This window comes from Cellulosimicrobium sp. KWT-B (assembly GCF_002127155.1).
GTDB lineage: Bacteria > Actinomycetota > Actinomycetes > Actinomycetales > Cellulomonadaceae > Cellulosimicrobium > Cellulosimicrobium funkei.
The window spans coordinates 537,149-561,328 of the sequence record NZ_NEDO01000001.1 but is presented as its reverse complement, the minus strand read 5'-3'; the positions used below and the strand labels follow the sequence as shown (position 1 = coordinate 561,328).

General features: G+C 74.8%; 21 protein-coding genes and 1 pseudogene. 13 read left to right on the top strand and 9 right to left on the bottom strand.

What is annotated here, in order from left to right; all coding sequences use genetic code 11:
• Window positions 1-127 precede the first annotated feature (127 nt).
• Together B9L22_RS02435 and B9L22_RS02430 are read right to left on the bottom strand one after the other, a co-directional pair.
• Window positions 128-730 (bottom strand): HEAT repeat domain-containing protein, encoded by a 603-nt coding sequence (locus B9L22_RS02435; protein ID WP_086149078.1) that lies wholly within the window; start codon window positions 728-730, stop codon window positions 128-130.
• Between the two features lie 61 nt (window positions 731-791).
• On the bottom strand, window positions 792-1,481 hold the full coding sequence (locus B9L22_RS02430) for a GntR family transcriptional regulator (RefSeq protein ID WP_086149077.1): 690 nt from the start codon (window positions 1,479-1,481) through the stop codon (window positions 792-794).
• A 148-nt stretch (window positions 1,482-1,629) separates the two neighbouring features.
• Here B9L22_RS02430 and B9L22_RS02425 point away from each other — a divergent pair, with 148 nt between their 5' ends.
• Genes B9L22_RS02425 through B9L22_RS02410 form a run of 4 tightly spaced genes read left to right on the top strand, consistent with a single transcriptional unit; the run spans window position 1,630 to window position 6,198 of the window.
• Window positions 1,630-3,306 (top strand): hypothetical protein, encoded by a 1,677-nt coding sequence (locus B9L22_RS02425; RefSeq protein WP_086149076.1) that lies wholly within the window; start codon window positions 1,630-1,632, stop codon window positions 3,304-3,306.
• Window positions 3,303-4,100 carry an SDR family NAD(P)-dependent oxidoreductase gene (locus tag B9L22_RS02420; protein ID WP_086149075.1) on the top strand — a complete coding sequence of 266 codons (798 nt, stop codon included), beginning with the start codon at window positions 3,303-3,305 and terminating at the stop codon, window positions 4,098-4,100. The genes B9L22_RS02425 and B9L22_RS02420 overlap by 4 nt, the downstream gene beginning before the upstream one ends.
• Entirely contained in the window at window positions 4,097-5,362 is a 1,266-nt protein-coding gene (locus tag B9L22_RS02415) for an enolase C-terminal domain-like protein (RefSeq protein WP_233139607.1), read from the top strand. The genes B9L22_RS02420 and B9L22_RS02415 overlap by 4 nt, the downstream gene beginning before the upstream one ends.
• A 20-nt stretch (window positions 5,363-5,382) precedes the next feature.
• On the top strand, window positions 5,383-6,198 hold the full coding sequence (locus B9L22_RS02410; RefSeq protein WP_086149074.1) for an SDR family NAD(P)-dependent oxidoreductase: 816 nt from the start codon (window positions 5,383-5,385) through the stop codon (window positions 6,196-6,198).
• A 187-nt stretch (window positions 6,199-6,385) separates the two neighbouring features.
• On the opposite strand, the gene B9L22_RS02405 is transcribed toward B9L22_RS02410, so the two are convergent.
• Both B9L22_RS02405 and B9L22_RS02400 read right to left on the bottom strand, forming a co-directional pair.
• Complete coding sequence (locus B9L22_RS02405; protein WP_086149073.1) at window positions 6,386-6,718, bottom strand: nuclear transport factor 2 family protein; 333 nt, start codon at window positions 6,716-6,718, stop codon at window positions 6,386-6,388.
• Window positions 6,719-6,766: 48 nt separating this feature from the next.
• A complete protein-coding gene (locus tag B9L22_RS02400) occupies window positions 6,767-7,579 on the bottom strand; it encodes an SDR family NAD(P)-dependent oxidoreductase (RefSeq protein ID WP_086149072.1) in 813 nt (270 codons plus the stop codon).
• Window positions 7,580-7,649: 70 nt separating this feature from the next.
• Here B9L22_RS02400 and B9L22_RS02395 point away from each other — a divergent pair, with 70 nt between their 5' ends.
• Entirely contained in the window at window positions 7,650-8,654 is a 1,005-nt protein-coding gene (locus tag B9L22_RS02395) for a C-terminal binding protein (RefSeq protein ID WP_086149071.1), read from the top strand.
• A 38-nt stretch (window positions 8,655-8,692) separates the two neighbouring features.
• Window positions 8,693-9,547, top strand: coding sequence for a fumarylacetoacetate hydrolase family protein (locus B9L22_RS02390; protein ID WP_086149070.1), 855 nt, complete (start codon window positions 8,693-8,695; stop codon window positions 9,545-9,547).
• A gap of 16 nt (window positions 9,548-9,563) precedes the next feature.
• Here B9L22_RS02390 and B9L22_RS02385 read toward each other — a convergent pair whose 3' ends face one another.
• Window positions 9,564-10,436: an SMP-30/gluconolactonase/LRE family protein gene (locus B9L22_RS02385; RefSeq protein WP_369824782.1), complete on the bottom strand. Its 873-nt coding sequence runs from the start codon at window positions 10,434-10,436 to the stop codon at window positions 9,564-9,566.
• Window positions 10,437-10,644: 208 nt separating this feature from the next.
• Here B9L22_RS02385 and trpS point away from each other — a divergent pair.
• Window positions 10,645-11,779: pseudogene (gene trpS / locus B9L22_RS02380) on the top strand (tryptophan--tRNA ligase).
• Between the two features lie 4 nt (window positions 11,780-11,783).
• On the opposite strand, the gene B9L22_RS02375 reads toward trpS, so the two are convergent.
• From B9L22_RS02375 to B9L22_RS02365, 3 genes are all read right to left on the bottom strand, one after another.
• Window positions 11,784-12,455 carry a hypothetical protein gene (locus tag B9L22_RS02375; protein ID WP_086149069.1) on the bottom strand — a complete coding sequence of 224 codons (672 nt, stop codon included), beginning with the start codon at window positions 12,453-12,455 and terminating at the stop codon, window positions 11,784-11,786.
• Window positions 12,452-13,093, bottom strand: a complete 642-nt coding sequence (locus B9L22_RS20145; RefSeq protein ID WP_086149068.1) for a PRC-barrel domain-containing protein — start codon at window positions 13,091-13,093, stop codon at window positions 12,452-12,454. The genes B9L22_RS02375 and B9L22_RS20145 overlap by 4 nt, the downstream gene beginning before the upstream one ends.
• A gap of 126 nt (window positions 13,094-13,219) precedes the next feature.
• The gene (locus B9L22_RS02365) at window positions 13,220-15,160 is read right to left on the bottom strand and encodes a phosphoenolpyruvate carboxykinase (GTP) (protein ID WP_086149067.1); all 1,941 of its coding nucleotides are present in this window, start codon (window positions 15,158-15,160) and stop codon (window positions 13,220-13,222) included.
• 116 nt (window positions 15,161-15,276) lie between these two features.
• Between B9L22_RS02365 and B9L22_RS02360 the strand changes: the two genes are divergently transcribed.
• On the top strand, window positions 15,277-16,773 hold the full coding sequence (locus tag B9L22_RS02360; RefSeq protein ID WP_086149066.1) for an XRE family transcriptional regulator: 1,497 nt from the start codon (window positions 15,277-15,279) through the stop codon (window positions 16,771-16,773).
• A gap of 22 nt (window positions 16,774-16,795) precedes the next feature.
• Here B9L22_RS02360 and B9L22_RS02355 read toward each other — a convergent pair whose 3' ends face one another.
• A complete protein-coding gene (locus tag B9L22_RS02355) occupies window positions 16,796-17,866 on the bottom strand; it encodes a hypothetical protein (protein ID WP_086149065.1) in 1,071 nt (356 codons plus the stop codon).
• 162 nt (window positions 17,867-18,028) lie between these two features.
• On the opposite strand from B9L22_RS02355, the gene B9L22_RS02350 reads away from it, so the two are divergent.
• From B9L22_RS02350 to B9L22_RS02330, 5 genes are all read left to right on the top strand, one after another.
• A complete protein-coding gene (locus tag B9L22_RS02350; protein ID WP_086149064.1) occupies window positions 18,029-19,285 on the top strand; it encodes a hypothetical protein in 1,257 nt (418 codons plus the stop codon).
• Between the two features lie 52 nt (window positions 19,286-19,337).
• Window positions 19,338-19,553, top strand: coding sequence for a hypothetical protein (locus B9L22_RS02345; protein WP_043653789.1), 216 nt, complete (start codon window positions 19,338-19,340; stop codon window positions 19,551-19,553).
• Between the two features lie 181 nt (window positions 19,554-19,734).
• Entirely contained in the window at window positions 19,735-22,086 is a 2,352-nt protein-coding gene (locus B9L22_RS02340; protein WP_198947220.1) for a chemotaxis protein CheW, read from the top strand.
• A complete protein-coding gene (locus B9L22_RS02335) occupies window positions 22,083-22,496 on the top strand; it encodes a chemotaxis protein CheW (protein ID WP_061266653.1) in 414 nt (137 codons plus the stop codon). Before B9L22_RS02340 ends, B9L22_RS02335 begins: the two co-directional genes overlap by 4 nt.
• Window positions 22,497-22,552: 56 nt before the next feature.
• Window positions 22,553-24,169 (top strand): methyl-accepting chemotaxis protein, encoded by a 1,617-nt coding sequence (locus B9L22_RS02330; protein WP_086149062.1) that lies wholly within the window; start codon window positions 22,553-22,555, stop codon window positions 24,167-24,169.
• The last annotated feature ends 11 nt before the right edge of the window (window positions 24,170-24,180 follow it).

Genomic DNA, 24,180 nt, shown 5'->3' with positions numbered 1-24,180 from the left:
CTATAGCAAAAGTAGGGTCGCGGGACGACCGTCGGCGTGCGACGCGACGGACCGTGCGGGCCGGGCTGGGCGCGCACGAACGCCCCGGATGGCGGCGGTGCCGCCATCCGGGCTCCCGCCCGCCTGATCAGCCGAGCCGACGGGCCGCCTGCCGGACGGACGGGCGCGGGTCGTCCGCCGCGAGCGCCGCGTACGTCGCGAACCGGGGTGAGCCCACCTCGTGCAGGACGTGCAGCGCCACGATCCGCTGGTGCTCGAGACCGGACTCCCAGGCGGCGACGGCGCACCGTTCCGCGGCCGGTGCCCGGAGCGTGCCGAGCGACAGCAGCGCGCGACGCCGGACGTACTCGTCGTCGTCGGCGAAGAGCGTCAGGAGCAGCGAGGTCGCATCAGGCCCGATGGCGGGAAGATACGCCGCGATCTGCCACCGTGCGTCGGGCTCCGCGCACTCCGGCGCAGCGCAGACGTGCTCGGCGACGCCGGCCAGCGTCGCCGGGTGCTCAGAGAGCAGGTCCGCCAGCTCCTCGACCTCGTTGTCACGCGCCAGCAGAGAGAGGAAGGAACTCTTCTCTGCGTCGTTCCACTCCGGGAAGGGTCGGTCGTTGAGGAAGGCCCGGGCGCAGTCGTACGCCACGGGCCACTCCGGGTCGTCCGTCTCCCACTCGCCGAAGTCCTGGGGATGCGTCCGCGCCCAGGCGGCGAACGCTTCGGCGGCGCGCACGATGTCCATCCCGCGACCCTAGGCGGCCCGGGGTCGCGAGAGTCGCAGCACGGCGCGGACGCCGCGGCGGTCAGCCGTTCGCCGCGGCGGGCTCGGCCTCGTCGTCCGTGTGGCTCGCGAGGCGTGCGGCGGCCTCGCCGATGTGCTCGGCCATGACGCGCTGGGCCGTACCCGGGTCGCCGCCCGCGATGGCGTCGACGATGAGGTCGTGGGTGCGCGCGTGCGCGACGCGCGCCTCGGGCTCGAGCGCGGCGTTCGCGGCGCGCAGGAAGCCGGTGATGCGGCTGCGGAGCTGCGCGTTGAGCGTCATGAGCATGCGGTGGTCGGCCATCTCCCAGAGCTGCTCGTGGAAGCGTCGGTCGAGCTCGAAGACGCGGGCGTTGCTGCCCTTCTCCGCCGCCTGGACCATCTGCTGGACCGTCTTGCGCAGCTTCGCCTCCTTCGCCGGGTCCCAGGCGTCCTGGACCCGCACGACGGCGAACTGCTCCAGCAGGGTGCGCAGGCTCGAGATCTCCTCGAGGTCGCGGCTCGTGAGCGCGGCGACGCGTGCGCCGCGGTGGGGGAGCCGCTCGACGAGGCCTTCCTGGGTCAGCCGCGTCAGTGCCTCGCGCACCGGGATGTGGCTCGTGCCGAGGCGTTCGGCGAGCTTGCGCTCGACGAGCCGCTCACCCGGGGCGAGGTCGCCGCTGAAGATCGCCTCGCGCAGCTCGACCGTGACGCGGTCGGCGACGTTCTGGTCCGGCACGCTCTTGAGCGCCATGGTTTCTCCGTGGTGTCGTGGGGGCGGCGGGCTCGGATCGTCGAGGGTGGGGCGCCGCTGAAGGATAGCGGCCACGGTGCCGTCCCGGGGGCGTCCCGACCGGACTACATGCTATAGCATCGGCACTCCCGAGCCCAGAGGAGGTGCGATGGTCGCCCTGCACACGCGGGCCCCCGTCCCCGCGTTCGTCGGCCTGGCCGGCGTCGCCGTCCGCGACGTCACGCCCGCCCCGGGTATCCGGGCGCGCAACTGGGGCCCGGCCGACTGGGACGTCTCCGAGGGCGCCCACCGCGCGATGACACTGACCGCCGTCGCGCTCGCGGAGGAGCGCCCCGACCCCGGGGCCTCCGAGCCTTTCGTCCTCGTGACGATCGACGGCACCTGGTGGCGCCGGGTCGACGACGAGGCGACCCTGCGCGCGACCGTCCTCGACGCGACCGGGCTGCCCGTCGAGCGCCTGCTCGTCTCCCTCTCCCACACGCACGCCGGGCCGGTCCTCTGCTCGGGCGACGCGGACCTCGCGGGCGGCGACCGCGGCGTCGCCTACCTGCACGACCTCGCGCGCGCAGCGGCCGACGCCGCCGTGGAGGCGATCGCGTCCCTCCGGCCCGCGACCCTCGAGTGGACGACCGGCCGCTGCGGCCTCGCGTCGAACCGCGAGGCGCTGCTCGACGGCTGCGCGGCCGGGGACGCGGGGACGGCCGCGGGAGCCGTTGCGGAGAGCACGCCGCCCCGGCCGCTCGTCGGCTTCAACCCCGACGCCGGCACCCCGCGCTCGCCCGGCGCCGACCCCGCGGACGACACGGTCGTCGTCGGGCGCCTCACCGCACGCCCGGCGCCCGCCGGGGAGACGCGGCCCGACGGCGCCGCGCCCGCAGGCGAGGACGTCACCCTCGCGACGATCGTCAACTACGCGTGCCACCCCACGACGCTCGCCTGGCAGAACCGGCTCGTCTCGCCCGACTACGTGGGCGCGATGCGCGACCTCGTCGAGCGCGAGACGGGCGCCCCCGTCGCGTTCCTCCAGGGCGCGTCGGGCGAGCTCGCGCCGCGCGAGCAGTACACGGGCGACACCGTCGTCGCGGACCGGCACGGCACGTCGCTCGGCCATGCCGTGCTCGCGGCGCTCGCGGAGCTCCCGCCGCCGGGCACGGAGCTGGAGCTGACCCACGTCGTCGAGTCCGGCGCGCCGCTCGCGGTCTGGGAGCCCGCGCCCTCGGCCGCGCTCCCCGGCCCCGGCACCGGCACCGACGCCCAGCCTGACGCACGGCCCGATGCCCGCACGCTCGCCGCCGTGACGGAGCCCGTCACGCTCGACCTGCGCGACCTCCCGACGTGGGACGAGCTCGAGGCCGAGTGGGCCGACATCGACCCGCGCTCGCGCGAGGAGCGTCTGCGCCGCGCGCGGAACCTGCGCGACGGCTACGTCACCGGCCCGACCGTCCAGCACCCCACGTGGGTGTGGCGCGTCGGCGAGGCGCTGCTCGTCGCGCACCCGGGCGAGGCGTACTCGCGCCTCCAGCGCACCGTGCGCGCCCATGCCGGGACGCGGCCGGTCGTCGTCGCGAACCTCACGAACGGCCCCGGCTTCGTCTACCTGCCCACCCGCGAGGCGTACGACGTCGGCGCCTACCAGGCGTGGCAGTCGCCGCTCGCACCGGGCTCGCTCGAACGCCTGGAGCGGCACGCGTGCGCCGTCGTCGACGACGTGCTCGCCGATGCCGCCACCTGGCCCCCCGGCGACGCGGCACCCGCCGCACCGACGCCCGCCGCACCGACGTCCGCCGCGCCCCCGACCCGTCCCGTCCCCGAGGAGGACCAGTGACCACCCCCGCCCCCGACGCCCCGCGCGTCCCGCTCGCCGTCGTCACCGGGGGAGCGGCCGGCATCGGCCGTGCCGTCGCCGAGCGTCTCGCGACCGACGGGTTCCGGGTCGTGTGCGCGGACGTCGTGCAGCACGACCTCCCCGCGCTCGACCTCGGTGCCGTCCCCGACGCGGCCGGGCTCGTCTGGGCCCCGCTCGACGTCACCGATCACGCCGCCGTGCGCGCCGCGTTCGACGACCTCGCCGCGGCGTTCGGCGGGATCGACGCGCTCGTCAACAACGCGGGCATCCAGCGCCACCGCGCGCTCGAGGACCTCACGTGGGACGAGTGGTCGGCCGTCGTGGACGTCAACCTGCACGGCGTCTTCGCGTGCCTCCAGGCCGCGGGCCGCCACATGCTCGCGGCGGGCCGGGGCGCCGTCGTCAACATCTCGTCCGTCTCGGCCCGCGGCTCCGCCGGCCGGGCCCCGTACTCCACGACCAAGGCCGCCGTCATCGGGCTCACCGCGACCGCGGGCGCCGAGTGGGCCGCGCGCGGCGTGCGGGTCAACGCCGTCGCGCCCGGGTACATCGACACGGGCGTGTTCCGCCAGGGCGTCGCCCAGGGCACGCTCTCGGAGGAGACGATCCTCGCGCGCATCCCCGCCCGCCGGCTCGCCCAGCCGGAGGAGATCGGCAACGCGGTGAGCTGGCTCGTGTCCGACCAGGCCGCGTACATGGTCGGGCAGACCGTCTACGTCGACGGCGGTTTCCTCGTCGACTACGGCGTGCCGCTCGCCAAGAAGCCGGAGTGAGCGTGGGGACCGCCGCGCGCGTCGTCGCCGTCCGCACCGCGACGACGGTCGTCCCGCTGCCGCAGCCGCTGCGCCTCGGCGCGATGACGGTCGAGCGCCGCGAGTACGTCGGCGTGCGCGTCGTCGCCGAGACGGACGACGGCCGCACCGTCGCCGGGGAGTCGTACGCGCTCACGCGCGAGGCGCCCATGGCCGAGCTCGTGGACCGGCTCGTCGCCCCGCACGTGGTGGGCCGGGAGGTCGTCGCGTCCGACGGCGTCGCCGCGCGCCAGAGCGTCGGCGCCGCGTGGGACGCGGCCCTGCGCGGGTCCGCGATCGTCGGCCGCGTGGGTCTTGTGCGGCGCGCGATCGGCCTGGTCGACGTCGCGCTGTGGGACCTCGCGGGCCGGCTCGCCGGGCGTCCGGTGTGGTCCCTGCTCGACGACGGCCCGCACCTTCCTGGGTCGACGCACCCGTCGGCGGCGGAGCCCGGCGACACGACGTCCGCCGCGCCACGCCCCACGATCCTCGTCGCCGCCTACCCGACGCCCGGCCGCACCGCGCGCGACGTCGCGGACGAGGTGCTCGCCCACGCGCGCGCCGGGTGGCCGCTGCTGAAGATCTCGCGCTCGCCCGACCGCGCCCTCATGCGCGACCTGCTCGCGATCCTGCGCGCCGAGCTGCCCGACGTCACCGGCCGCCCGACCGTCGCGGGGCGCAGCGGCGTCGTGGTCGACGTGGGCTTCGGCTGGCGCGACGCCGACGAGGCGCTCGCGGACCTCGACGGGTGGGGCGTCACGGGTGCGGCGGGGGAGAGCGCGCCCGCGCTCGCGTGGCTCGAGGACCCGCTGCTGCCCGAGGACGCGGCCGGCGCGGCGCGCGTCCGCGACGCGTCCGGGCTGCCGCTCTCCGTGGGCGACGAGGTCACCGACCCCGAGGTCTTCGCCCGGCTCGACGCGCTGGGCGCGCTCGACGTGCCGCGCGTCGACGTCGTCGCGATCGGCGGCATCACGGCCGCCGACCCGCTCGTGCGCGCGTGGGCGGCGCGGGGGAAGGTCGTGTCCAGCCACGTGTACCCCGAGGTGAGCGTGCACCTGGGCGGAGCGGCGGGCATCGGCGTCGAGACGTTCGACCGCTCGCCCGCGGGCAACCCCTACGACCCCGCGCCGCTGCTCGTGCGCGGCGGTCCCGTGTTCGACGGCGGCCACGCCACCCCGCCCGACGTGCCCGGCCTGGGCTTCACGCTCGACCCCGACCGCTTCGACCTGGAGGCAGCCCCGTGACCGGACCTTCGGCTGGACCCGTGAGCGAGCGTCGCAGCGTCGTCGTCACCGGCAGCGGCAAGGGCATCGGCCGCGCCGTGGCCGCGCGCCTCACCGCCGACGGGTGGACCGTCGTCGGGCTGGAGCGCACCCCGGGCTCGGGGACGGTCGAGGAGGGGGTGTGCGCCGCCGTCGTGCTGGGGGACTCGCGCGACCGCGAGGCGCACCGCGAGGCCGCGCGGACCGCGCGCGACCTCGCGCCGCTCGCCGGATGGGTGAACAACGCGGGCATCACCGTCCGCACGCCGCTGCACGCGCTCGCCGACCCGGAGCGGGCGACGCAGGTCGAGCAGGACGCGCGCGACGTCGTCGAGATCAACGGCCTCGGCTACCTCTGGGGCTGCGCCGCCGCCGTCGAGGCGTTCACCGACCAGGTGAGCGGCGGGTCGATCGTCAACATCGGCTCGATCCACGGCCGCGCGGCGTTCGCCGACCACGCCGCCTACGAGCTGACCAAGGGCGGCATCGACGCGCTCGCGCGCTCCGTCGCCGTGACGTACGGGCGGTACGGCATCCGCGCCAACACCGTCGCGCCGGGCGGGGTGCGCACCCCGCACCTCGACGCGCAGATCGCCCGCGCGGCCGACCCGGCCGCCGAGGAGCGCGCCCTCGCCGAGGGCCCGCCGCTCGGCCGCATCGCCGAGTCCGCCGAGATCGCGGCGCTCGTCGCGTTCCTGCTGTCCGACGAGGCCTGCTACGTGTCCGGCCAGTCGATCGCCGCCGACGGCGCCTGGACCGCGTCGTTCGGCAACCCGCCCCACGACCCCGACCTCGACGCGCGCTACGGCCTTACCTGACCTGGGGTACAGGAACCCGACGAGCCCCCGCATCGTCGATGCGAGAAGTGAGTTGTGGCCCCTGGCAGGCTGGCGACAGGGGCCATTTCTCGCCTCTCGTCCCGTCTTCGCGGCGGCGACCGAGCGGAGGACCCACGGGACCGCTGGGCGGCTACGCCCGTGCGACGGGGAGGACGCGGCCAGGGCGTCAGCCCTTGACCATGCTCGCGCGGGTGATGAGGCCGTCGCGGACCTCGAACGTCGCGACGGTCTCGCCGGTGCCGTTCGACGTGGTGACGAGCTCGCGCGCGACGAGCCAGCGGTCGCCGAACGTCACGGACGCGTCGATGACGCAGTGCAGCGCGGTGTCCTCGAACCGGCCCGCGTAGAACGCGCGCAGGGCGTCGCGGCCGACGATCGGCTCGGGGGTCACGCCGCTCACGACGGCGTCGGGCGCGTAGGTCGCGCAGAAACCGTCGAGGTCGCGGACGTTGAAGGCGTCGACCTGGGCGGTGACGACGGCGGACGGGGACGTGCTCATGGGTGCCTCCTCGGGCAGGGGTGGGCGAGTGTCGCGACGGACCGGCGGTCAGTCGATCCGGACGCCGCCGTTGACGTCGTACGTCGCGCCGGTGACGAACCCGGCGCGCGGGGAGGCGAGGGACGCGACGACCCACGCGACGTCGTCGGGCGTGCCGAAGTCCCCGAGGGGGATGGACGCGGTGAGCCCGGCGCGGGCGTCGGGGGCGAGCTGGTCGGTGATGGCGCTCGTCACGGGGCCGGGCGTCACGGCGTTCACGCGGATGCCCTCGCTCGCGAGGATGCGCGCGAAGGAGCGCGTGATCGCGAGGATCGCGGCCTTGCTCGCGGCGTAGTGCACGCCGGTCTTGAGCGCGCCCTGCTCGCCCGCGATGGACGAGAGGTTGACGATCGCGCGGTCGCGCGCGGTCCGCTCGTCGGGCGTGACGGTCGCCCCCGCGGGCTCGGGCCGGTCTGCGCGCAGCAGCGGCAGCGCGGCCCGCGACAGCACGAACGTGCCGCGCGCGTTCGTCTCCATGACGAGGTCCCACTCGTCGAGCTCGATGTCGTCGAGCGCGCGGTACGGGCACACGCCGCCGTTGTTGACGAGCACGTCGAGGCGTCCCCAGGCGTCGGTGACCTCGGCGACGAGCGCCTCGACGGACGCGGTGTCGCGCAGGTCGAGGCGCGAGACGCGGGTCGCGGCGCCCTCCTCCTCGCAGCGGGCGGCGGTGGCGCGCGCGCCGGCCTCGCCGCCGGTGTACGTGAGCCAGACGTCGTGCCCGTCGCGCGCGAGCTGGAGGGCGGTGGCGGCGCCGATGCCGGAGCTGGCGCCGGTGACGAGGGCGAGGCGGCGGCGGGCGCCGTCCGGGGCAAGGGTCATGAGCCCACGCTATAGCATCCGACCGACCCGAGGGTTGGTCGGGGGTGCTATTTGCTATAGCATTCCTTGCATGACAGCCGACACCGTCGTCATCACCGACTGCGACCTGCCCGGGACCGCGTGCGAGGACACCCTGACCGCCGCCGGGCTGCGGGCCGTGCGCGCCGCGGCGCGCACCGAGGACGAGGTGATCGCCGCCGTCGAGGAGGCCGCCGCGAGCGGGTCCGCGCCCTCCGCGCTCGTCGTGCAGTGGGCCCCGATCACGGCCCGCGTGCTCGACGCCGTCGCCGGGCCGGGCGGGGTGCGCATGGTCTCGCGCATGGGCATCGGCTACGACATGGTCGACGTCGCGGCCGCCACCGAGCGCGGCGTCGCCGTCGCGAACACCCCGACCTACTGCATCGAGGAGGTCGCGAGCCACACGGTCGCGATGATCCTCACCCTCGACCGCGGCCTCGTCGCCTACGACCGCGCGCTGCGCGCGGGCACGTGGGCCCCGACGGCGCAGCACGCCGCGCGCCTGTCCAGCACCGTCGTCGCCGTGATCGGGTACGGGCGGATCGGCTCCGAGGTCGCGCGCTCCGCCCGCGCGCTCGGCTACCGCGTGCTCGTGCACGACCCGTTCGTCGACCCGCAGGCCGTGGCGTCCGACGGGCACGAGGCCGTGGGGATCGACGAGGCCGTCGCGCGCGCCGACGTCATCACGCTGCACGCGCCGCTCACCGAGTCGACGCGCCACCTGCTCGACGCCCGCACGCTCGCCGCCGCGAAGCCGGGCGTGCGGGTCGTCAACACGTGCCGCGGGCCGCTCATCGACGAGGACGCGCTCGCCGACGCGCTCGCGTCCGGCCACGTGGGCTCGGCCGCGCTCGACGTCTACGCGACCGAGCCGCTGCCCGCCGACTCGCGCCTGCGCACCCTGGACAACGTGCTGCTCACCCCGCACGCCGCGTGGTTCTCGCCCGAGGCCATGCAGGACCTTCCCGTGCACGCCGCGCGCAACGCCGTCGACTTCCTCGCGGGCCGCCCCGTGCCGTCGATCGTCAACCCGGACCACGCGCGCGCCCTCGCCTGAAGACCCGCGCCACCCGCCCCGACCTAGGAGACCCACCCGTGCAGCTCGTCCGACTCGGCCCCCTCGGCCAGGAGCGTCCCGCCGTCCGCGAGGACGGGGTCGTGCACTCCCTCGACCCGCTCACCCGCGACATCGACGGCGAGTTCCTCGCAGCCGACGGCGTCGGCCGGGTCCGCGCGGCGCTCGCCGCGGGCGCGCTGCCCGTGCTCGACGGCGCCGACGAGCTGCGCGTCGGCGCGCCCGTCGCCCGGCCGACGGCCGTCGTCTGCATCGGGATGAACTACGCGGAGCACGCCGCCGAGTCCGGCTCGACGCCGCCCGACGTCCCAATCGTCTTCTGGAAGCACTCGAACACGGTCGTCGGCCCGCACGACGACGTGCTCGTGCCGCCCGGCGCGACGACGGTCGACTGGGAGGTCGAGCTCGGCGTCGTGATCGGTCGCCGGGCGCGCTACCTGTCGTCCCCGGAGGAGGCGCTCGACCACGTCGCGGGCTACGTCCTGTCGCACGACGTCTCCGAGCGCGACTACCAGATGAAGGTCTCCGGCGGTCAGTGGTCGAAGGGCAAGAGCTGCGAGACGTTCAACCCGCTCGGCCCGTGGCTCGTCCCCGCCGACGAGGTGGACGTCCAGAACCTCGGGCTCCGGTCCTGGGTCAACGGCGAGCCCCGCCAGGACTCGACGACGGCCGACATGATCTTCGACGTCGCGTACCTCGTGCACCACCTGTCGCAGTACATGGTCCTCGAGCCGGGCGACCTCATCAACACCGGCACCCCGCAGGGCGTCGCCCTGTCCGGGCGTTTCCCCTACCTGCGGGCGGGCGACGTCGTCACGCTCGAGATCGACGGTCTGGGCCGCGCCGAGCAGCGCGTGCGCGACGCCGTCCGCTGACCACCCGCGGCGCCGCTCAGCCCGCGAACGGCAGGGCCGGGAGCCCCCGGACCCCCGGGTCCGCCACGAACAGCGACCCCGACGCGGCCTCGTCCGCGTCGGGGTCGTCCAGCCCCTGGCGCGACGTCGTGACGAACAGCCGGTCGAGGTCGTCGCCGCCGAACGTGCACGCGCTCACCTGCGACACCGGGAGCGGCACGACGGCACCGAGCGTGCCGTCGGGGGAGTAGCGCCGGACCGCGCCGCCGCCCCACAGCGCCACCCAGACGCCGCCCTCCGCGTCGACCGTGAGGCCGTCCGGCATGCCGTCGTCGGGGTCGATCTCCACGAACGGGCGACGCCGCACGAGACCGCGCGGGTCCTCCGCGGCCGGGACGACGTCGAGCACGTCGATGCGCCGCGTCGCGGAGTCGACGTAGTAGGCCCGCGACCCGTCCGGCGCGAACCCGAGCCCGTTCGACACCTCGACGCCGTCGAGCACGACGCGCGAGGACCCGTCGGCCTCCACCCGGTACAGCGCGCTGGGCCGCTCGCCCTCGGCCTGGCCGCCCACGTAGAACGCGCCGTCGGGCGCCGCCGCCCCCTCGTTGAGGCGGATCGCCGGGTCGTCGACGAGCGTCGCGATCGTGCGGACCGGGGCGTCGTCGCCGTCCGCCACCGCGACCGACCGCGCCAGCCCGACGACGAACCCGCCCCCGGTCCGCGGCCGCACCACGGCCGCGTGGTCGCCCACGTGGAGGCGGTCGACGCCGCCGTCGGGCCGCAGCGTCAGGAGGTCGCCCGCAAGCATGTCCACGTACCGCAGGCCGCCCCAGCCCGGCCACCACACCGGACCCTCCGCGTGGTAGGCGACGGGACCGGTGACGTTCTCGACGGAGATCTCAGGCATCCGACCATTCTCGCCGAGGGCCGTCGCCCCGCGCGGCGGGCGTAGGGTGGACGCATGATCACGCAGAGCTGGTGGTGGCTGCCTCCGCAGCCGTGACCAGTCCTGCCCACGTCCCGAGCTGCGCGCCGCAGCCGGGACGTCGTCATGTCCGGGCCGGTCCGGTCCTCGACCGGGCGTGGTGCGTGGCTCCCCACCGAAGGAGAGCACCATGACCACGACCCTCGACCCCGCGCCGTCGGCCCTCTCGTCCGCGACGCCGTCCGGGCTGTCGGCGTCGACCGCGTCCGTCGCGGCGGCCCGCGAGCGGTCCGCGCAGATCGAGGCCCGGCTCGCGACCGACCCGTCCGGCTTCCGCGTCCTCACCGGCGACCGCCCGACGGGCGCGCTGCACCTCGGGCACTACCTCGGCACCCTCGCGAACCGCGTCCGGCTGCAGGACGACGGCGTCGAGGTCGTGCTCGTCGTCGCCGACTACCAGGTCATCACCGACCGCGACCACGCCGGGGACCTGCGCGCCACCGTGCGCGAGGTCGTCCTCGACTACCTCGCGGCCGGGATCGACCCCGCCCGCACGACGGTCTTCGCGCACTCCGCGGTCCCCGCGCTCAACCAGCTCCTGCTGCCGTTCCTCAGCCTCGTGACGACCGCCGAGATCGAGCGGAACCCGACCGTCAAGGCCGAGGCCGTCGCGGCCGCCGCACGGCAGGGCCGCCCCATGAGCGGCCTGCTGTTCACCTACCCGGTGCACCAGGCCGCCGACATCCTGTTTCTGCCACGGCAACCTCGTGCCCGGCGGGCAGGACCAGCTCCCGCACGTCGAGCTCACGCGCACCGTCGCACGACGCTTCAACCAGCGCTACGCCGCCGCGCAGCCCTACTTCCCCGAGCCCGACGTCCTGCTCGCCCCCGCGCCCACCGTGCTCGGCACCGACGGGCGCAAGATGAGCAAGTCCGCGGGCAACGCGCTCGAGCTGCGCGACGACGAGGACGCCACCGCGCGTTTCGTCCGCCGCCACCGCACCGACTCCGAGCGGCACGTCACCTACGAGCCCGAGCGCCGGCCCGAGGTCGCGAACCTCCTCACGCTGGGTGCGTTCGCCGCCGGGACGACGCCCGAGACGCTCGCCGACGAGGTCGGTGCCGCCGGGGCGGGCCGCCTCAAGCAGGTGGTGACCGAGGCGCTCGTCGAGCACCTGCGTCCCCTGCGGGCCCGCCGTCGTGCCCTCGCCGCGGGGGACGGGCCCGACCCGCTCGACGTGCTGCGCGAGGGCAACGCCCGCGCCAACGCGACCGCGGACCGCACCCTCGCCGAGGTCCGCGAGCTCATGGGCACGGCCTACTGAGCGGTCATCCGCCCATGCCCGCGCGGTCCACCTTGCGGTGGAACCGCATCCCCGCGATACCGCCGAGAACGGCGCCCACGAGGCTCACGACGGCGGCGGCGACGAGCGCGATGACGCCGCCGGTCGTGAGGTCGTTCGCGCTCACCGGGATCTGCGGGAACGTGTTGAGCTGCGACAGCACGTTGTACTGGCTGCCCGCCACCAGCCCCAGCAGCGCCAGCACGATCGCGATGACGACCGCCCAGAGCCACACCGCGAGGCCTTGCTTGGCGCCGTCGAAGCGCGCCATGCGGCCCGCGACGTAGCCACCGCAGTAGTAGGCGACGAACAGGACGACGACGAGCACGATGCCGCCGACGATGCCGATGGTCTCCGCGTTCTCGGTCGCCTGCTCGACGGCGTCCTGCGCGTCCGTGGTCCCGGACAGGCCGAAGGCCGCCCCCGCGGCGGCGGCCAGCGCGGTGAGCAGGACGGCCGTCCCGGTGGCGGTGAGCCACCCGAAGAAGGCGGAACCGATCTTGATGCCGCCGTACTGCTCCTTCTCCCGGGCGACGACGGCCTCCCGGTCGGGTGCGACACCGCCCGTCGCGGGGTCGGCAGCACGGTCGGCGGACCCGCCGGGCTCGCGTGCCGGAGGGTCGTTCTCGGGCCGGGTCGACCCGTAGCTGGTGCTCATGACTGACCGTCCTCTCCGGAGGTCTCGCGACGGGCGTCGTCCGGCCCCTCCTCGTCCGGCGCCGTCTCCTCGACGTACTCGGTGACGACGTACCGGCGAAGCCGCATCCTCGTGGGCGCCTGCTCGCCGGTGGGGGCCGGGTCCGCCGGGAAGGCAGCGAGGTCGTCCGCCGGCCCGGCGGCGTGCCTGCCGACGACGTCGCCCTCGTCGGCGGCGCCATCGTCCGGATCGTCACCCCTGGCCCCGACGTCCTGCGCGGACCGGTCGTCCGGGCCGGGCCGCTCGCTGTCACGCTCGCCGCCCCCGCGCGCCGCGTCGGAGGTGTCGCGCCCGTAGTAGCGGTAGAGCGCGTCCTCCTCCTCGTGGGAGAGGTGGCCCCCTGCGTCGTCCACCCGCGGGGCACCCTTGACGCGATCCTTGCCGAAGGGGACGCGGATCTCGTCCCCCTGGACGTCGGCCTCGGCGAGCGGGACGAACGACTCGCCGGTGCCGAACAGGCCGGTCTTCACCGTGACCCAGTCGGGCTCGCCGGTGCGGTCGTCGACGAACACCTGGCCGACCTTGCCGATCTTCTCGCCGTCCTCCGTGACGACGGTTCCTCCGGCGAGCAGTCGCTCGATCTGGTCCGTGCTGATCATGGGGAGTCCTTCGGTCGGAGCCGCAGCAGGGAGGGGGCCCGTCTGCTGGAGCCGACCACTTCATGGTGCGAGCGAGCGCCACCGCACGCACCCGGGGACGTCGGGTGCGTGCGGCGGCGCTCGGCGTCAGGCCCCCAGCCTGTCCCGCAGGCGCGCGAGCTGCGCCCAGAGCTCGTCGGGCACGCGGTTGCCGAAGGTGTCGAAGAACTCGGCGGTCAGCTCGGCCTCGGCGAGCCACTGCTCGGGCGAGACGTCGAACAGGGCGTCGAGGTCGGCGTCGTCCAGGTCGAGGCCGCCGAGCTCGAGCGCGCCGGGCGCGGGGAGCAGGCCGACGGGGCTCTTCACGGCGCCGCTGTCGGTCCGGACGCCGCGCGAGCGGTCGACCTGTGCCGCGATCCACGCGACGACGCGCGCGTTCTCGCCGAACCCGGGCCAGAGGAACCGGCCGTCGGCGTCCTTGCGGAACCAGTTGACCTGGAAGATCTTGGGGCGCTTCTCGGGGTCGAGGGAGGCTCCGACGCGGAGCCAGTGCGCCCAGTGGTCGGCCATGTTGTAGCCGCAGAAGGGCAGCATCGCGAACGGATCGCGACGCAGCGCGCCGACGGTGCCCTCGGCGGCGGCGGTCTGCTCGGAGGAGATGGTGGCGCCCATGAAGACGCCGTGCTCCCAGCCGTACGCCTGCGCGACGAGCGGGACGTTGGTCGCGCGGCGCCCGCCGAACACGATCGCGTCGATCGGGACGCCGTCGGGGTCCTCCCAGGAGTCGGCGATCGTCGGGCACTGCGCCGCGGAGACGGTGAACCGCGAGTTCGGGTGCGCGGCGGGGCGGCCGGCGTCGGGCGTCCAGTCCTGGCCGGTCCAGTCGATCAGGTGCGCGGGCGGCTCGGGGGTCAGGCCCTCCCACCAGACGTCGCCGTCGTCGGTGAGCGCGACGTTCGTGAAGATCGTGTCGCGCGCGAACGTCTCGACGGCGGCGGGGTTGGTCTCGACGCCGGTGCCGGGCGCGACGCCGAAGAAGCCGGCCTCGGGGTTGATCGCGCGCAGGCGGCCGTCGGGGCCGGGCCGCAGCCACGCGATGTCGTCGCCGATGGTCTCGACGGTCCAGCCGGGGATCGTCGGTCGCAGCATCGCGAGGTTGGTCTTGCCGCACGCGGACGGGAAGGCCGCGGCGAGGTGGTAGGCCCGGCCCTCGGGCGACGTCGCGCGGATGAGCAGCATGTGCTCGGCGAGCCAGCCCTCGTCGCGCGCCATCGCGGACGCGATGCGCAGCGCGAAGCACTTCTTGCCGAGGAGTGCGTTGCCGCCGTACCCGGAGCCGTACGACCAGATCTCGCGCGTCTCGGGGAAGTGGACGATGTACTTCGTGTCGTTGCACGGCCACGGCACGTCCTCGGAGACCGCCCCGGTGTCGTCCACGAGGGGCGCGCCCACCGAGTGCACGGCGGGCACGAACGCGGCACCGGCGTCGATGAGGTCCATGACGGCCGTCCCGACGCGCGTCATGATCCCCATGCTGACGACGACGTACGGCGAGTCGGTGACCTGGATGCCGACCTGGGAGAGGGGGCCGCCCACCGGGCCCATCGAGAACGGCACGACGTACATCGTGCGGCCGCGCATCGAGCCCTCGAACACGCCGCGGAGCTCGGCGCGCATGGCGTCCGGCTCGCGCCAGTTGTTGGTCGGGCCGGCGTCGACCTCCTCGCGCGAGCAGATGAACGTGCGCGACTCGACGCGCGCGACGTCGCTCGGGTCGGAGCGCGCGAGGTAGCTCCCGGGGCGCAGCTCCGGGTCGAGGGGCAGGAGCGTCCCGGCGTCCACGAGGAGGTCGGTCAGGCGCTGCTTCTCCGCCGCGGAGCCGTCGCACCAGACGATCGCGTCCGGCTCGGTGAGGGTCGCGATCTCCCGCACCCAGGCGCGCGTGTCGCGCGGACGAGGGTCGGCCGTGCCGCCTCGCTGCCCCGGCGACCGGTCCGTCGACAGCCCGGCGAGGTCGGTCTCGACGTCGTCGAGCAGCGCGGCCTGGCGGGTGCGGCGGGTCTGGCGGGGGCCTGCGGCGGTGGTCATGGGTTCTCCTCGCTCGGCGGGTGGGCGGTGCTGTGCCTCCAGCCTCACGCGGAACTGGCGTGGATTTCGCCCCAGAACGCTGTGAAGATTCGTTGATCTTGACGTATTGTCAAGCCATGGCCAGCACGACGTCGTCCAGCCGCCCGGGGGACCGTCCCGAGCCTCAGCCCACGGCCCAGGCGGACCTCATCACGCTCGGCCGGCGCGTGCGGCACTTCCGCACGGCGCGCGGCCTCACCCTTGACGCGCTCGGGGAGGCCGTGGGCACCGCGCCGAGCCTGCTGTCGATGATCGAGAACGGGCGCCGCGAGCCGCGGCTGTCGCTCCTCCAGCAGCTCGCCCAGGCGCTCGACGTCCCGGTCGCGGACCTGCTCACGGACGAGCCGCCGTCGCGCCGCGCCGCGCTGGAGATCGCGCTCGACCGCGCCCAGCGCGGCCCCCTGTTCGCGGGCCTCGGGCTGCCCGCCGTGAAGGCGAGCCAGAAGCTGCCCCTGCCGGTGCTCGAGAACCTCGTGGGCCTGCACGCCGAGCTCCAGCGCCGCGCGACCGAGGCCGTCGCGACCCCCGAGGAGGCGCGCCGCGCCAACACCGAGCTGCGCCTCGAGCGCCAGGCGCGCGACAACTACTACCCGGAGATCGAGGCGCTCGCCGAGGAGATGACGCGCAAGGCCGGGTACACCGTCGGCGCGCTCACCCACCGCACCGTCGCGCGCATGGCCGAGCAGCTCGGCTTCACCATCTGGCACGTCGACGACCTGCCGCACTCGACACGCACCGTCACGGACCTGGAGAACGGGCGCATCTACCTGCCGCCCGCGTCGATCCCCGGCGGCCACGGGCTGCGCTCGCTCGCGCTCCAGGCCATCGCGCACCGCGTGCTCGGGCACGAGCGGCCGCGCTCGTACGCCGAGTTCCTGCGCCAGCGCGTCGAGATCACGTACTTCGCGGCGTGCTGCCTCATCCCGCAGAGCGCGGCCGTCGACTTCCTGGAGCGGCGCAAGCGCGAGAAGGACCTCGCCGTGGAGGACCTGCGCGACGCGTTCGGCGTGACCCACGAGGCCGCCGCGCAGCGCTTCACGAACCTCGCGACCGTCCACCTCGGCATCCCGCTGCACTTCCTGCGCGTCGGCGACGACGGCGCCCTGTTCCGCGGCTACGAGAACGACGGCCTGCCCCTGCCCGCCGACGTCACGGGCTCGATCGAGGGCCAGATGGTGTGCCGCAAGTGGGCCGCCCGCGAGGCGTTCACGCGCCGCGACCGCGCGCAGGAGTCGTACCAGTACACCGACACGCCCGCGGGCACGTTCTGGTGCTCCACGCAGACCGGCACGACGACGTCCGGCCAGTTCTCCATCGCCGTCGGGGTGCCGTTCGCCTCGGCGAAGTGGTTCCGCGGCCGGGACACGACGGTGCGGCGGCAGTCGTCGTGCCCGGACGAGTCGTGCTGCCGCCGCCCGGCCGCGGACGCGGCCGCGCGCTGGGAGGACGCGTCGTGGCCCAGCGCGCGCATGCACCAGCACGTGCTCTCCGCGCTCCCGAGCGGCGCGTTCCCCGGCGTCGACGCGACGGAGGTCTACGCGTTCCTCGCGAAGCACGCCCCGCGGGACGCCTGACCGGGCGCCGGGCGAGCGCGCCTCAGGCGACCGGCCGGCCCGAGAGCGCCGCGACCTGCCGGTGCACCTGCGCCGTCTCGATCTCCGACCGCAGCGCGACGCGGTCGAGCCCGACGGCCGCCGCCTGCGCGACCGGGCCGAGCACCATGCGCAGGTCCGCGACGGCGTCGAGCGCGGCCCGCCTCGTCGTCGCCCGCTCGGCGCTCGCGGTGACGAGCGACAGCGCGAGCCCGAGGTCCTCGGCGACGAGCTCGCGCGGGGAGAGCAGCGTCGACGCGATGCGCGCGAGCGTGCCGACCTGCCGGCCGAGCTCGCGCGCGGTCGCCCGGCCGCGCCCCAGGCGGGCGGCGCGCTCGCCGAGCTCGCGGGCCACGAGGGCCGACGACGCGTCGCGCAGGTCCTCGACGTAGGTCCGGGACTCGCCCGGCCCGGCGAGGGGCCGGTGCACCCGGTCGAGCGACCACGCCGGGTCGCGCCCCTCGGCCTGCAGGTGCCGGTCGAGGTCCACCGCGTCGAGCGCGGCGTCGGCCGCGCCGGCGAGCCACGCCTCGACCCGGGCGACGTGCGCGCGGTCGTCGACGTCGAGCCCCACGGTCGACAGCACGTCGAGCCACGTCCCGGTCGTCACGTCGAACAGCGGGACGAGGTCGTGGTCCTCGGGCCCGGCGGGGCGCACGAACCGGTCGTGCGCCGGGTCGTGCAGCAGGACCCACTCCTGCCCGTCGAGCGTCACCGGGCCCGCCTCGGTGAGCTCGAGCACGACGCGCAGCGCCCACTCGTCGTACGTCTCGCCCCACGTCTCGCCCGTCACCGGGTCGCGCAGGACCCGCGGCGTGCTCAGGCGCTCGGGCAGCCACAGGAGCGGGTGCCACATCGCCTCGGGACGCACGGTGGCCCACCGCCGCCGGCCCGCGGGCACGGTCCACGGCAGGGGGAGCGGTGACGCGGACAGGGGCGAGAGCAGCACCTCGCCGTCGGCCAGGCCGGCGAACGCCTGCCAGCGGTGCAGGCGGGCCACCGTCTCGATCGCGGAGGAAGGGAGCAGGAGGCCCGCTCCCGGTCCGGCGTCGAACGTCCGGCGTCTGTGCTCCACAGGGGTCCTCTCGTCGTGGTGGTCTCCACGCCTATGCGGCGGGGGCGTGCGCCAACCTGCGCGGGCCACCTCGCCCGCCGCCCGCCATGGTGTGACGGACATCACAGCGCTGCGGGGCTGCGAGCGGCCGATTTTCGCGCGGGCGCCGCACACACCCTCGCCATGCACACCTCGACCGTCGCCACCGACGTCCCCGCCCCCCGCACCCACGACCGCGCGAGCGACGAGCTCGACCGCCTCACCACCGACCTCGCGCTGCGCGTGCGCGCCGGTGCGCTCCCCGAGCGCGAGGCCCGCATGGCGGTCTTCGAGGCCGTCTTCCGGACCGGGATCATCCCGTCCGAGACGCTGCGGTACTGCCACCGGCACGACGTCGCGCGGTTCCTGCACGACGACATGGTCGAGGCGGCCGTCGACTTCTACACCCGCAAGCTCCTCGACCTCCCGAGCGCCGACGGCGCGACCGGCGACTCGACGGGACGCAACGGCACCAAGTTCTTCGACCTCGAGGTGTTCGCCGACGGCGCGAGCGCGGCCGGCTCCATCCGCCAGGCGCTCGGCGACTACACGCTCATGCACCGCACGCTCCTGCGCACCGTGCGCAGCGCGCGCCGGGTGGGGCAGATCGTGTCGACCGACCTGCTGGAGGGCACGGTCGACGACGAGGGCCGGCTCGCCGGCCTCCTGCACGAGCTGCCGGTCGTCCCCGACCCCGCGACCGACGTCGTCGACGCGGGGCGCTCCGCGCAGCTCGAGCAGCTCTACGAGACGCACGTGAGCGCGGCCGCACGGCAGCGCGGCGTGCTCCGCACGCAGATCGACGCGGGCGCGATCCGCGAGGCGTTCGACCTGCCCGAGCTCGACCGCCCGCTCGACCCGGACGTGCGCGCCCGGATGCTCGGGTGGGTCGAGGAGGACGAGAACCTCGCGCTGCGGTCCGTCGTCGGGCTCCTCGCCCCGACCGACGAGCGCCGCGCGGTCCTGCTCGGCCGGCTCTGGGCCGCGTTCGACCGCGACCGGCTGCAGACCGTCGCCGACCACGAGTACGGCGCGCGGATCGCGGAGCTGCTCGTCCGCGACGCGCTCGCCGACCGCGCGCGCCCCGGCCGGCCCGCCGTCTCCCGCACCCGCGTCGCCGTCAAGCAGGCCGTCGCGGGCTGCGGCGTGGACGCGGTCTGGGTCGCCGAGCTCACCGCCGTCTTCCTCGAGCACGAGCACGAGGCGCGCTCCGCGTGGGACCCCGAGCGCGGGACCAGCGAGACGACGCGCGACGCGGCGCGCTACCTCGCCGCCCTCACGACGGCCGCGGCGCTGCCCGGCGCCCCGCTGGGCGCGACGCCGCTCGCCGTGCGCCGCGCGCTGGCGGACCTGGTGGCCGCGGCCCGCACGGGTGGCCAGAAGCGCTCGCTCGTCGCATAGGACCTCACGACCACCGACGCGCCTCGCCCGCGAGGCACCGAGAGGAGACCCCATGGCCGCCGTCCCGGCACGCCCGCGCACGACCATCGCCGAACGCTGCGCCCCGCTGAACAAGGAGCTCGCCCGGCGCCGGTCCGGCTCGCCGCTCAACCCGCGCGACGTGCACGAGCTCATCGCCTCGCTGGTCGAGGAGCTCGTCCTGCAGGGCATGACGCGCCCGGAGGCCGCAGGCCTCGTGAACCGCGCCGCGCAGAAGGCCACCGCCTGACACGACCCCGGACGACCCGCACCCCACGAGGCGGCAGCGCGTACCGAGAGTACGCCGTGACCGCCCGTGCCGAACGGGTCGGCCACCCGGGCACCCGCGGGGGTACCCGGGCCGCACGCCGGACACCGGCGACGAGACAGACACACGCCAGACATGGCGGGGAGGTACGGACGTGGACGAGATGGACGAGATCGTCCACGAGTTCCTGGTCGAGTCCTACGAGAACCTCGACCAGCTCGACCAGGACCTCGTGGCGCTCGAGAGCGACCCGTCGTCGCGCGCGCTGCTGAGCAGCATCTTCCGCACCGTGCACACCATCAAAGGCACGAGCGGCTTCCTCGGGTTCGGCAACCTCGAGCGCGTGTCCCACGTGGGCGAGTCGCTCCTGTCGGAGCTGCGCGACGGCGAGCGGGCGATGGACCAGCCGACGGCGGACGTGCTGCTCGCGCTCGTCGACACGCTGCGCGCCATCCTCGCGAAGGTCGAGTCCGGTGCCGGGGACGACCTCGACGTCGACCCGATGGTCGCGCGCATCGTCGCGGTCCAGGACGGCACGGCGGCGCCGGAGCCGGACCTCGCGACCGCCGTCGCGGGCGGTACCTCGCCCGACGCCGCGGCCGGCACCGCGCCCGAGACCGACCCCGAGCCTGCACCCGAGTCGGAGGCGGAGCCGGAGCCGGAGCCCACGCCCGCGGCGGGCACGGCACCCGAGCCGGCGCCCGTACCCGAGCCGGTTCCCACGCCCCGGACCGTCCCGGTGCTCGCTGCCGAGCCGGCGCCCGCACCCGCCGTCGGACCGGCGCCCGCGCCCGAGCCGCCACCCGAGCCCGAGCCGCACACCCGCAACGCCGCGGACGGCTCGATCCGGGTGGACGTCGACCTCCTGGACACGCTCATGCGGCAGGTCGGCGAGCTCGTGCTGGTGCGCAACCAGATCGACCGGATCGCCGGCGCCGGCGAGGACCAGGAGACCAAGCGGTCCGCGCAGCGCCTCAGCCTCATCGCGTCCGAGCTGCAGGAGGGCGTCATGAAGACGCGCATGCAGCCGATCGAGCACGTGTGGTCCAAGATGCCGCGCGTCGTGCGCGACCTCGCGAAGATGCTGGGTCGCGACGTCCGGATCGAGATGACGGGCGGCGACACCGAGCTCGACCGCTCCCTGCTCGAGGCGGTCAAGGACCCGCTGACGCACCTGGTGCGCAACGCCGTCGACCACGGGATCGAGGCGCCCGAGGACCGGCGCCGCGCCGGCAAGCGGCCCCAGGGGCTCGTGACGCTGCGCGCGTACCACTCGAACGGCCAGGTCGTCGTGGAGATCACGGACGACGGCGCGGGCATCGACCCCGAGAAGGTCGGCCGCACCGCCGTGACCAAGGGGCTGCGGACGGCGGGCGACGTCGCCGCGATGGCCCCGTCCGAGCTGCTCGACCTGCTGTTCCTGCCCGGCTTCTCGACGGCGGCGAAGGTCACGAACGTGTCCGGGCGCGGCGTCGGGATGGACGTCGTCCGCACGAACATCGAGGCCATCGGCGGCTCGGTCGACGTCGAGTCGACGGTCGGGACCGGCACGACGTGGCGCATGCGGATCCCGCTGACGCTCGCGATCATGCCCGCCCTCACGGTGATGTGCTGCGGCGCGGTCTACGCGATCCCGCAGGTCAGCCTCCTCGAGCTCGTCGCCCTCGGCGACCAGCACGGCGAGATCGAGCACGTCGGCACCGCCCCCGTCTTCCGGCTGCGGGGCACGCTGCTCCCGCTGCTGTCGCTCTCCGAGGTGCTCGGGCTCGACCCGGAGTCCGAGGGCCGCGTCATCGCGGTCGTCGAGGCCGACGACCAGCGCTTCGGCGTGATCGTCGACCGCGTCCTCAACATGGAGGAGATCGTCGTCAAGGCGCTCGCGAACCGGCTCAAGCAGATCGGCATGTACTCCGGGGCGACGGTGCTCGGCGACGGCGGGGTGGCGCTCATCCTCGACCTCCAGGCGATCGCCCGCAAGGTGCTCACGTCCGACGCCGCGGACATGGCCCGCGCGTACGCGCAGGACACGACGGAGAGCGCCACGACCGTCGAGCAGATGCTCGTCGTCGGGGCGGGCGACCGCCGCGTGGCGATCCCGCTCTCCGCGGTGACGCGGCTCGAACGGATCCGCGCCGCCACGATCGAGCAGGTCGGCTCGCGCGAGGTGCTCCAGTACCGCGGCGCGCTGCTGCCGCTCGTCCGGCTCGACCAGCTCCTGGGCGCGGCGGGCGGCCCGCCCGCGGACGAGCTCGACATCGTCGTGTACACCCGCGCGGGGCGCAGCATCGCGATGGCGGTCACGGAGATCTTCGACATCGTCGAGGACGACGCGCGTCGGCGCAGCGACATCGACGGCCACGGGCTCACCGGGTCGACCGTGCTCAAGGACCGCGTGACGGAGCTGCTCGACGTCCGCAGCGCCGTCCAGGCGGCAGACCCCGGCTTCTACGACGACCTCGACCCCTTCGACGACGCGACGGCCGAGAACGACCTGTCGCTGGCAGGTGCCCGATGACCACGCAGCAGCTCGTGACGTTCACGCTGGCCGACCGGCTCTGCGGGATCCCCGTCGACCGCGTCCAGGAGGTGCTGCCGGGCCGCGCCCGGACGCGCGTTCCGCTCGCGCCCGACGACGTCGGGGGCCTCGTCAACCTCCGCGGGCAGGTCGTGCTCTCCGTCGACCTGCGGCGTCGCCTCGGCATGACGGCCCACGACGCGGACCAGATGATGGTCGTCGTCTTCGTCGGCGACGAGACCGTGAGCCTGCTCGTCGACACGATCGGCGACGTGCTCGAGGTCGACGCCGACCAGTTCGAGACGCCGCCCCAGACGCTCCCCGAGGAGCTGCGCGCCGTGATCCGCGGCGCGTACAAGCTCTCCGACCGGCTGCTGCTCGCGCTCGACGTCGACGCCGCGGCGTCCTGAGCCCGACCGGCTCGCCCCCCTTCCTCTTCTCGTCCCCACGTCCCCAGGAGCTCCTCATGTCCACGCTCGAGACCCCGCGGCCCGCCGCGCGCCGGCGTCGCTTCGCCGACTTCTCCGTCCGCACGAAGATCCTCACCGCGCTCGGCGTGCTCGCCGTCGTGCTCGTCCTCGTCGTGGGGTTCGCCCTGCAGAGCCTGCGGTCCACGTCCGACGACACGGCGTCGGTCGCGAGCGTCGCGAGCTCGCTCCTGCGCAGCAACGCGGAGGTGGACCACGGTGCCCAGGAGGCGTGGCGGCTCACCTACCAGTACGACATCGTCCAGGGCGAGGCCCGCGAGCAGACCGTGGAGCAGATGGCTGCGACGGACGCCCTCGTCGAGGAGCAGATCGGCGTGATCGACGCGGTGCTGGCCGCCGACGGGGTGGACGAGCCGAACTGGAACGCGTTCAAGGCGAGCTGGGCCGAGTGGCTCGCCTTCCGCGACGCGACGCTCATGCCGGCCGTGGAGGCCAAGGCGGTGACGCCCGAGATCCAGGCGGCCAACGACGAGATCATCGAGTCCTACCGGGCCTCGCTGGCGGCGTCCGGCGACGCGGTGTACGCCTACCTCGACACCGTCGCGGACGACGCCGCGGCGAAGGCCACGCGGGCCTTCCTCCTCATGATCGTCGTCGCCGCCGTCGGGCTGCTGCTCGCGGTCGTCGTGGGCGTGCGCGTCGCGAACGGCATCCGGCGCTCCGCCGGCACGGTCCAGCACGCGCTCGGCGCGCTCGCCTCGGGCGACCTCACGGTGCGGGCGCAGGTGGAGGCCCGTGACGAGCTGGGGCAGATGGCTGCGGCGTTGACGAGTGCGCAGGAGAACTTGCGGGGGATCATCGCGGAGGTGGCGGGGACGTCGGAGGCGGTGGCTGCGGCGACGGAGCAGCTGTCTGCGGCGGGTGCGCAGTTCTCGGCGTCGTCGGACGAGACGGCGGCGCAGTCGGGTGTGGTGGCGTCGGCGGCGGAGCAGGTGTCGCAGAACGTGCAGACGGTGGCTGCGGGTGCGGAGGAGATGGGGGCTTCGATCCGGGAGATCGCGCAGAACTCGAACGAGGCGGCGAAGGTGGCGAACAAGGCCACGGAGCGTGCTGCGGCGACGAACGAGACGGTGCAGAAGCTGGGGACGTCGTCGCAGGAGATCGGTGACGTGATCAAGGTGATCACGTCGATCGCGGAGCAGACGAACTTGTTGGCGTTGAACGCGACGATCGAGGCGGCTCGTGCGGGTGAGGCGGGCAAGGGGTTCGCGGTGGTGGCCAGCGAGGTGAAGGAGCTGGCGCAGGAGACGGCGAAGGCGACGGAGGACATCGCGCGTCGGGTGGAGGCGATCCAGGGGGACACGGTGGGTGCGGTGGAGGCGATCGGGGAGATCGCGGACATCATCGGGCGGATCAACGACTACCAGCTGACGATCGCGTCGGCGGTGGAGGAGCAGACGGCGACGACGAACGAGATGTCGCGGGGGGTGCAGGAGGCGGCGACGGGGTCGAGCGAGATCGCGGGCAACATCACCGGCATCGCCGCCGGCGCCTCGTCGACGGCCCAGGCCGTCGAGCAGATGAACGGGTCGATCGCCGAGCTCGCGCGCATGGCCGCCGAGCTGCGCGGCCGCGCCTCCCGGTTCACCTACTGACCTGCTGACCC

What these genes read in the sequence shown, in the direction of transcription:
- B9L22_RS02435 (WP_086149078.1), bottom strand. Translation starts at nt 730, where the DNA reads ATGGACATCGTGCGCGCCGCCGAAGCGTTCGCCGCCTGGGCGCGGACG.
- B9L22_RS02430 (WP_086149077.1), bottom strand. Translation starts at nt 1,481, where the DNA reads ATGGCGCTCAAGAGCGTGCCGGACCAGAACGTCGCCGACCGCGTCACG.
- B9L22_RS02425 (WP_086149076.1), top strand. Translation starts at nt 1,630, where the DNA reads ATGGTCGCCCTGCACACGCGGGCCCCCGTCCCCGCGTTCGTCGGCCTG.
- B9L22_RS02405 (WP_086149073.1), bottom strand. Translation starts at nt 6,718, where the DNA reads ATGAGCACGTCCCCGTCCGCCGTCGTCACCGCCCAGGTCGACGCCTTC.
- B9L22_RS02400 (WP_086149072.1), bottom strand. Translation starts at nt 7,579, where the DNA reads ATGACCCTTGCCCCGGACGGCGCCCGCCGCCGCCTCGCCCTCGTCACC.
- B9L22_RS02395 (WP_086149071.1), top strand. Translation starts at nt 7,650, where the DNA reads ATGACAGCCGACACCGTCGTCATCACCGACTGCGACCTGCCCGGGACC.
- B9L22_RS02385 (WP_369824782.1), bottom strand. Translation starts at nt 10,436, where the DNA reads ATGCCTGAGATCTCCGTCGAGAACGTCACCGGTCCCGTCGCCTACCAC.
- B9L22_RS02375 (WP_086149069.1), bottom strand. Translation starts at nt 12,455, where the DNA reads ATGAGCACCAGCTACGGGTCGACCCGGCCCGAGAACGACCCTCCGGCA.
- B9L22_RS20145 (WP_086149068.1), bottom strand. Translation starts at nt 13,093, where the DNA reads ATGATCAGCACGGACCAGATCGAGCGACTGCTCGCCGGAGGAACCGTC.
- B9L22_RS02365 (WP_086149067.1), bottom strand. Translation starts at nt 15,160, where the DNA reads ATGACCACCGCCGCAGGCCCCCGCCAGACCCGCCGCACCCGCCAGGCC.
- B9L22_RS02360 (WP_086149066.1), top strand. Translation starts at nt 15,277, where the DNA reads ATGGCCAGCACGACGTCGTCCAGCCGCCCGGGGGACCGTCCCGAGCCT.
- B9L22_RS02350 (WP_086149064.1), top strand. Translation starts at nt 18,029, where the DNA reads ATGCACACCTCGACCGTCGCCACCGACGTCCCCGCCCCCCGCACCCAC.
- B9L22_RS02345 (WP_043653789.1), top strand. Translation starts at nt 19,338, where the DNA reads ATGGCCGCCGTCCCGGCACGCCCGCGCACGACCATCGCCGAACGCTGC.
- B9L22_RS02340 (WP_198947220.1), top strand. Translation starts at nt 19,735, where the DNA reads ATGGACGAGATCGTCCACGAGTTCCTGGTCGAGTCCTACGAGAACCTC.
- B9L22_RS02335 (WP_061266653.1), top strand. Translation starts at nt 22,083, where the DNA reads ATGACCACGCAGCAGCTCGTGACGTTCACGCTGGCCGACCGGCTCTGC.
- B9L22_RS02330 (WP_086149062.1), top strand. Translation starts at nt 22,553, where the DNA reads ATGTCCACGCTCGAGACCCCGCGGCCCGCCGCGCGCCGGCGTCGCTTC.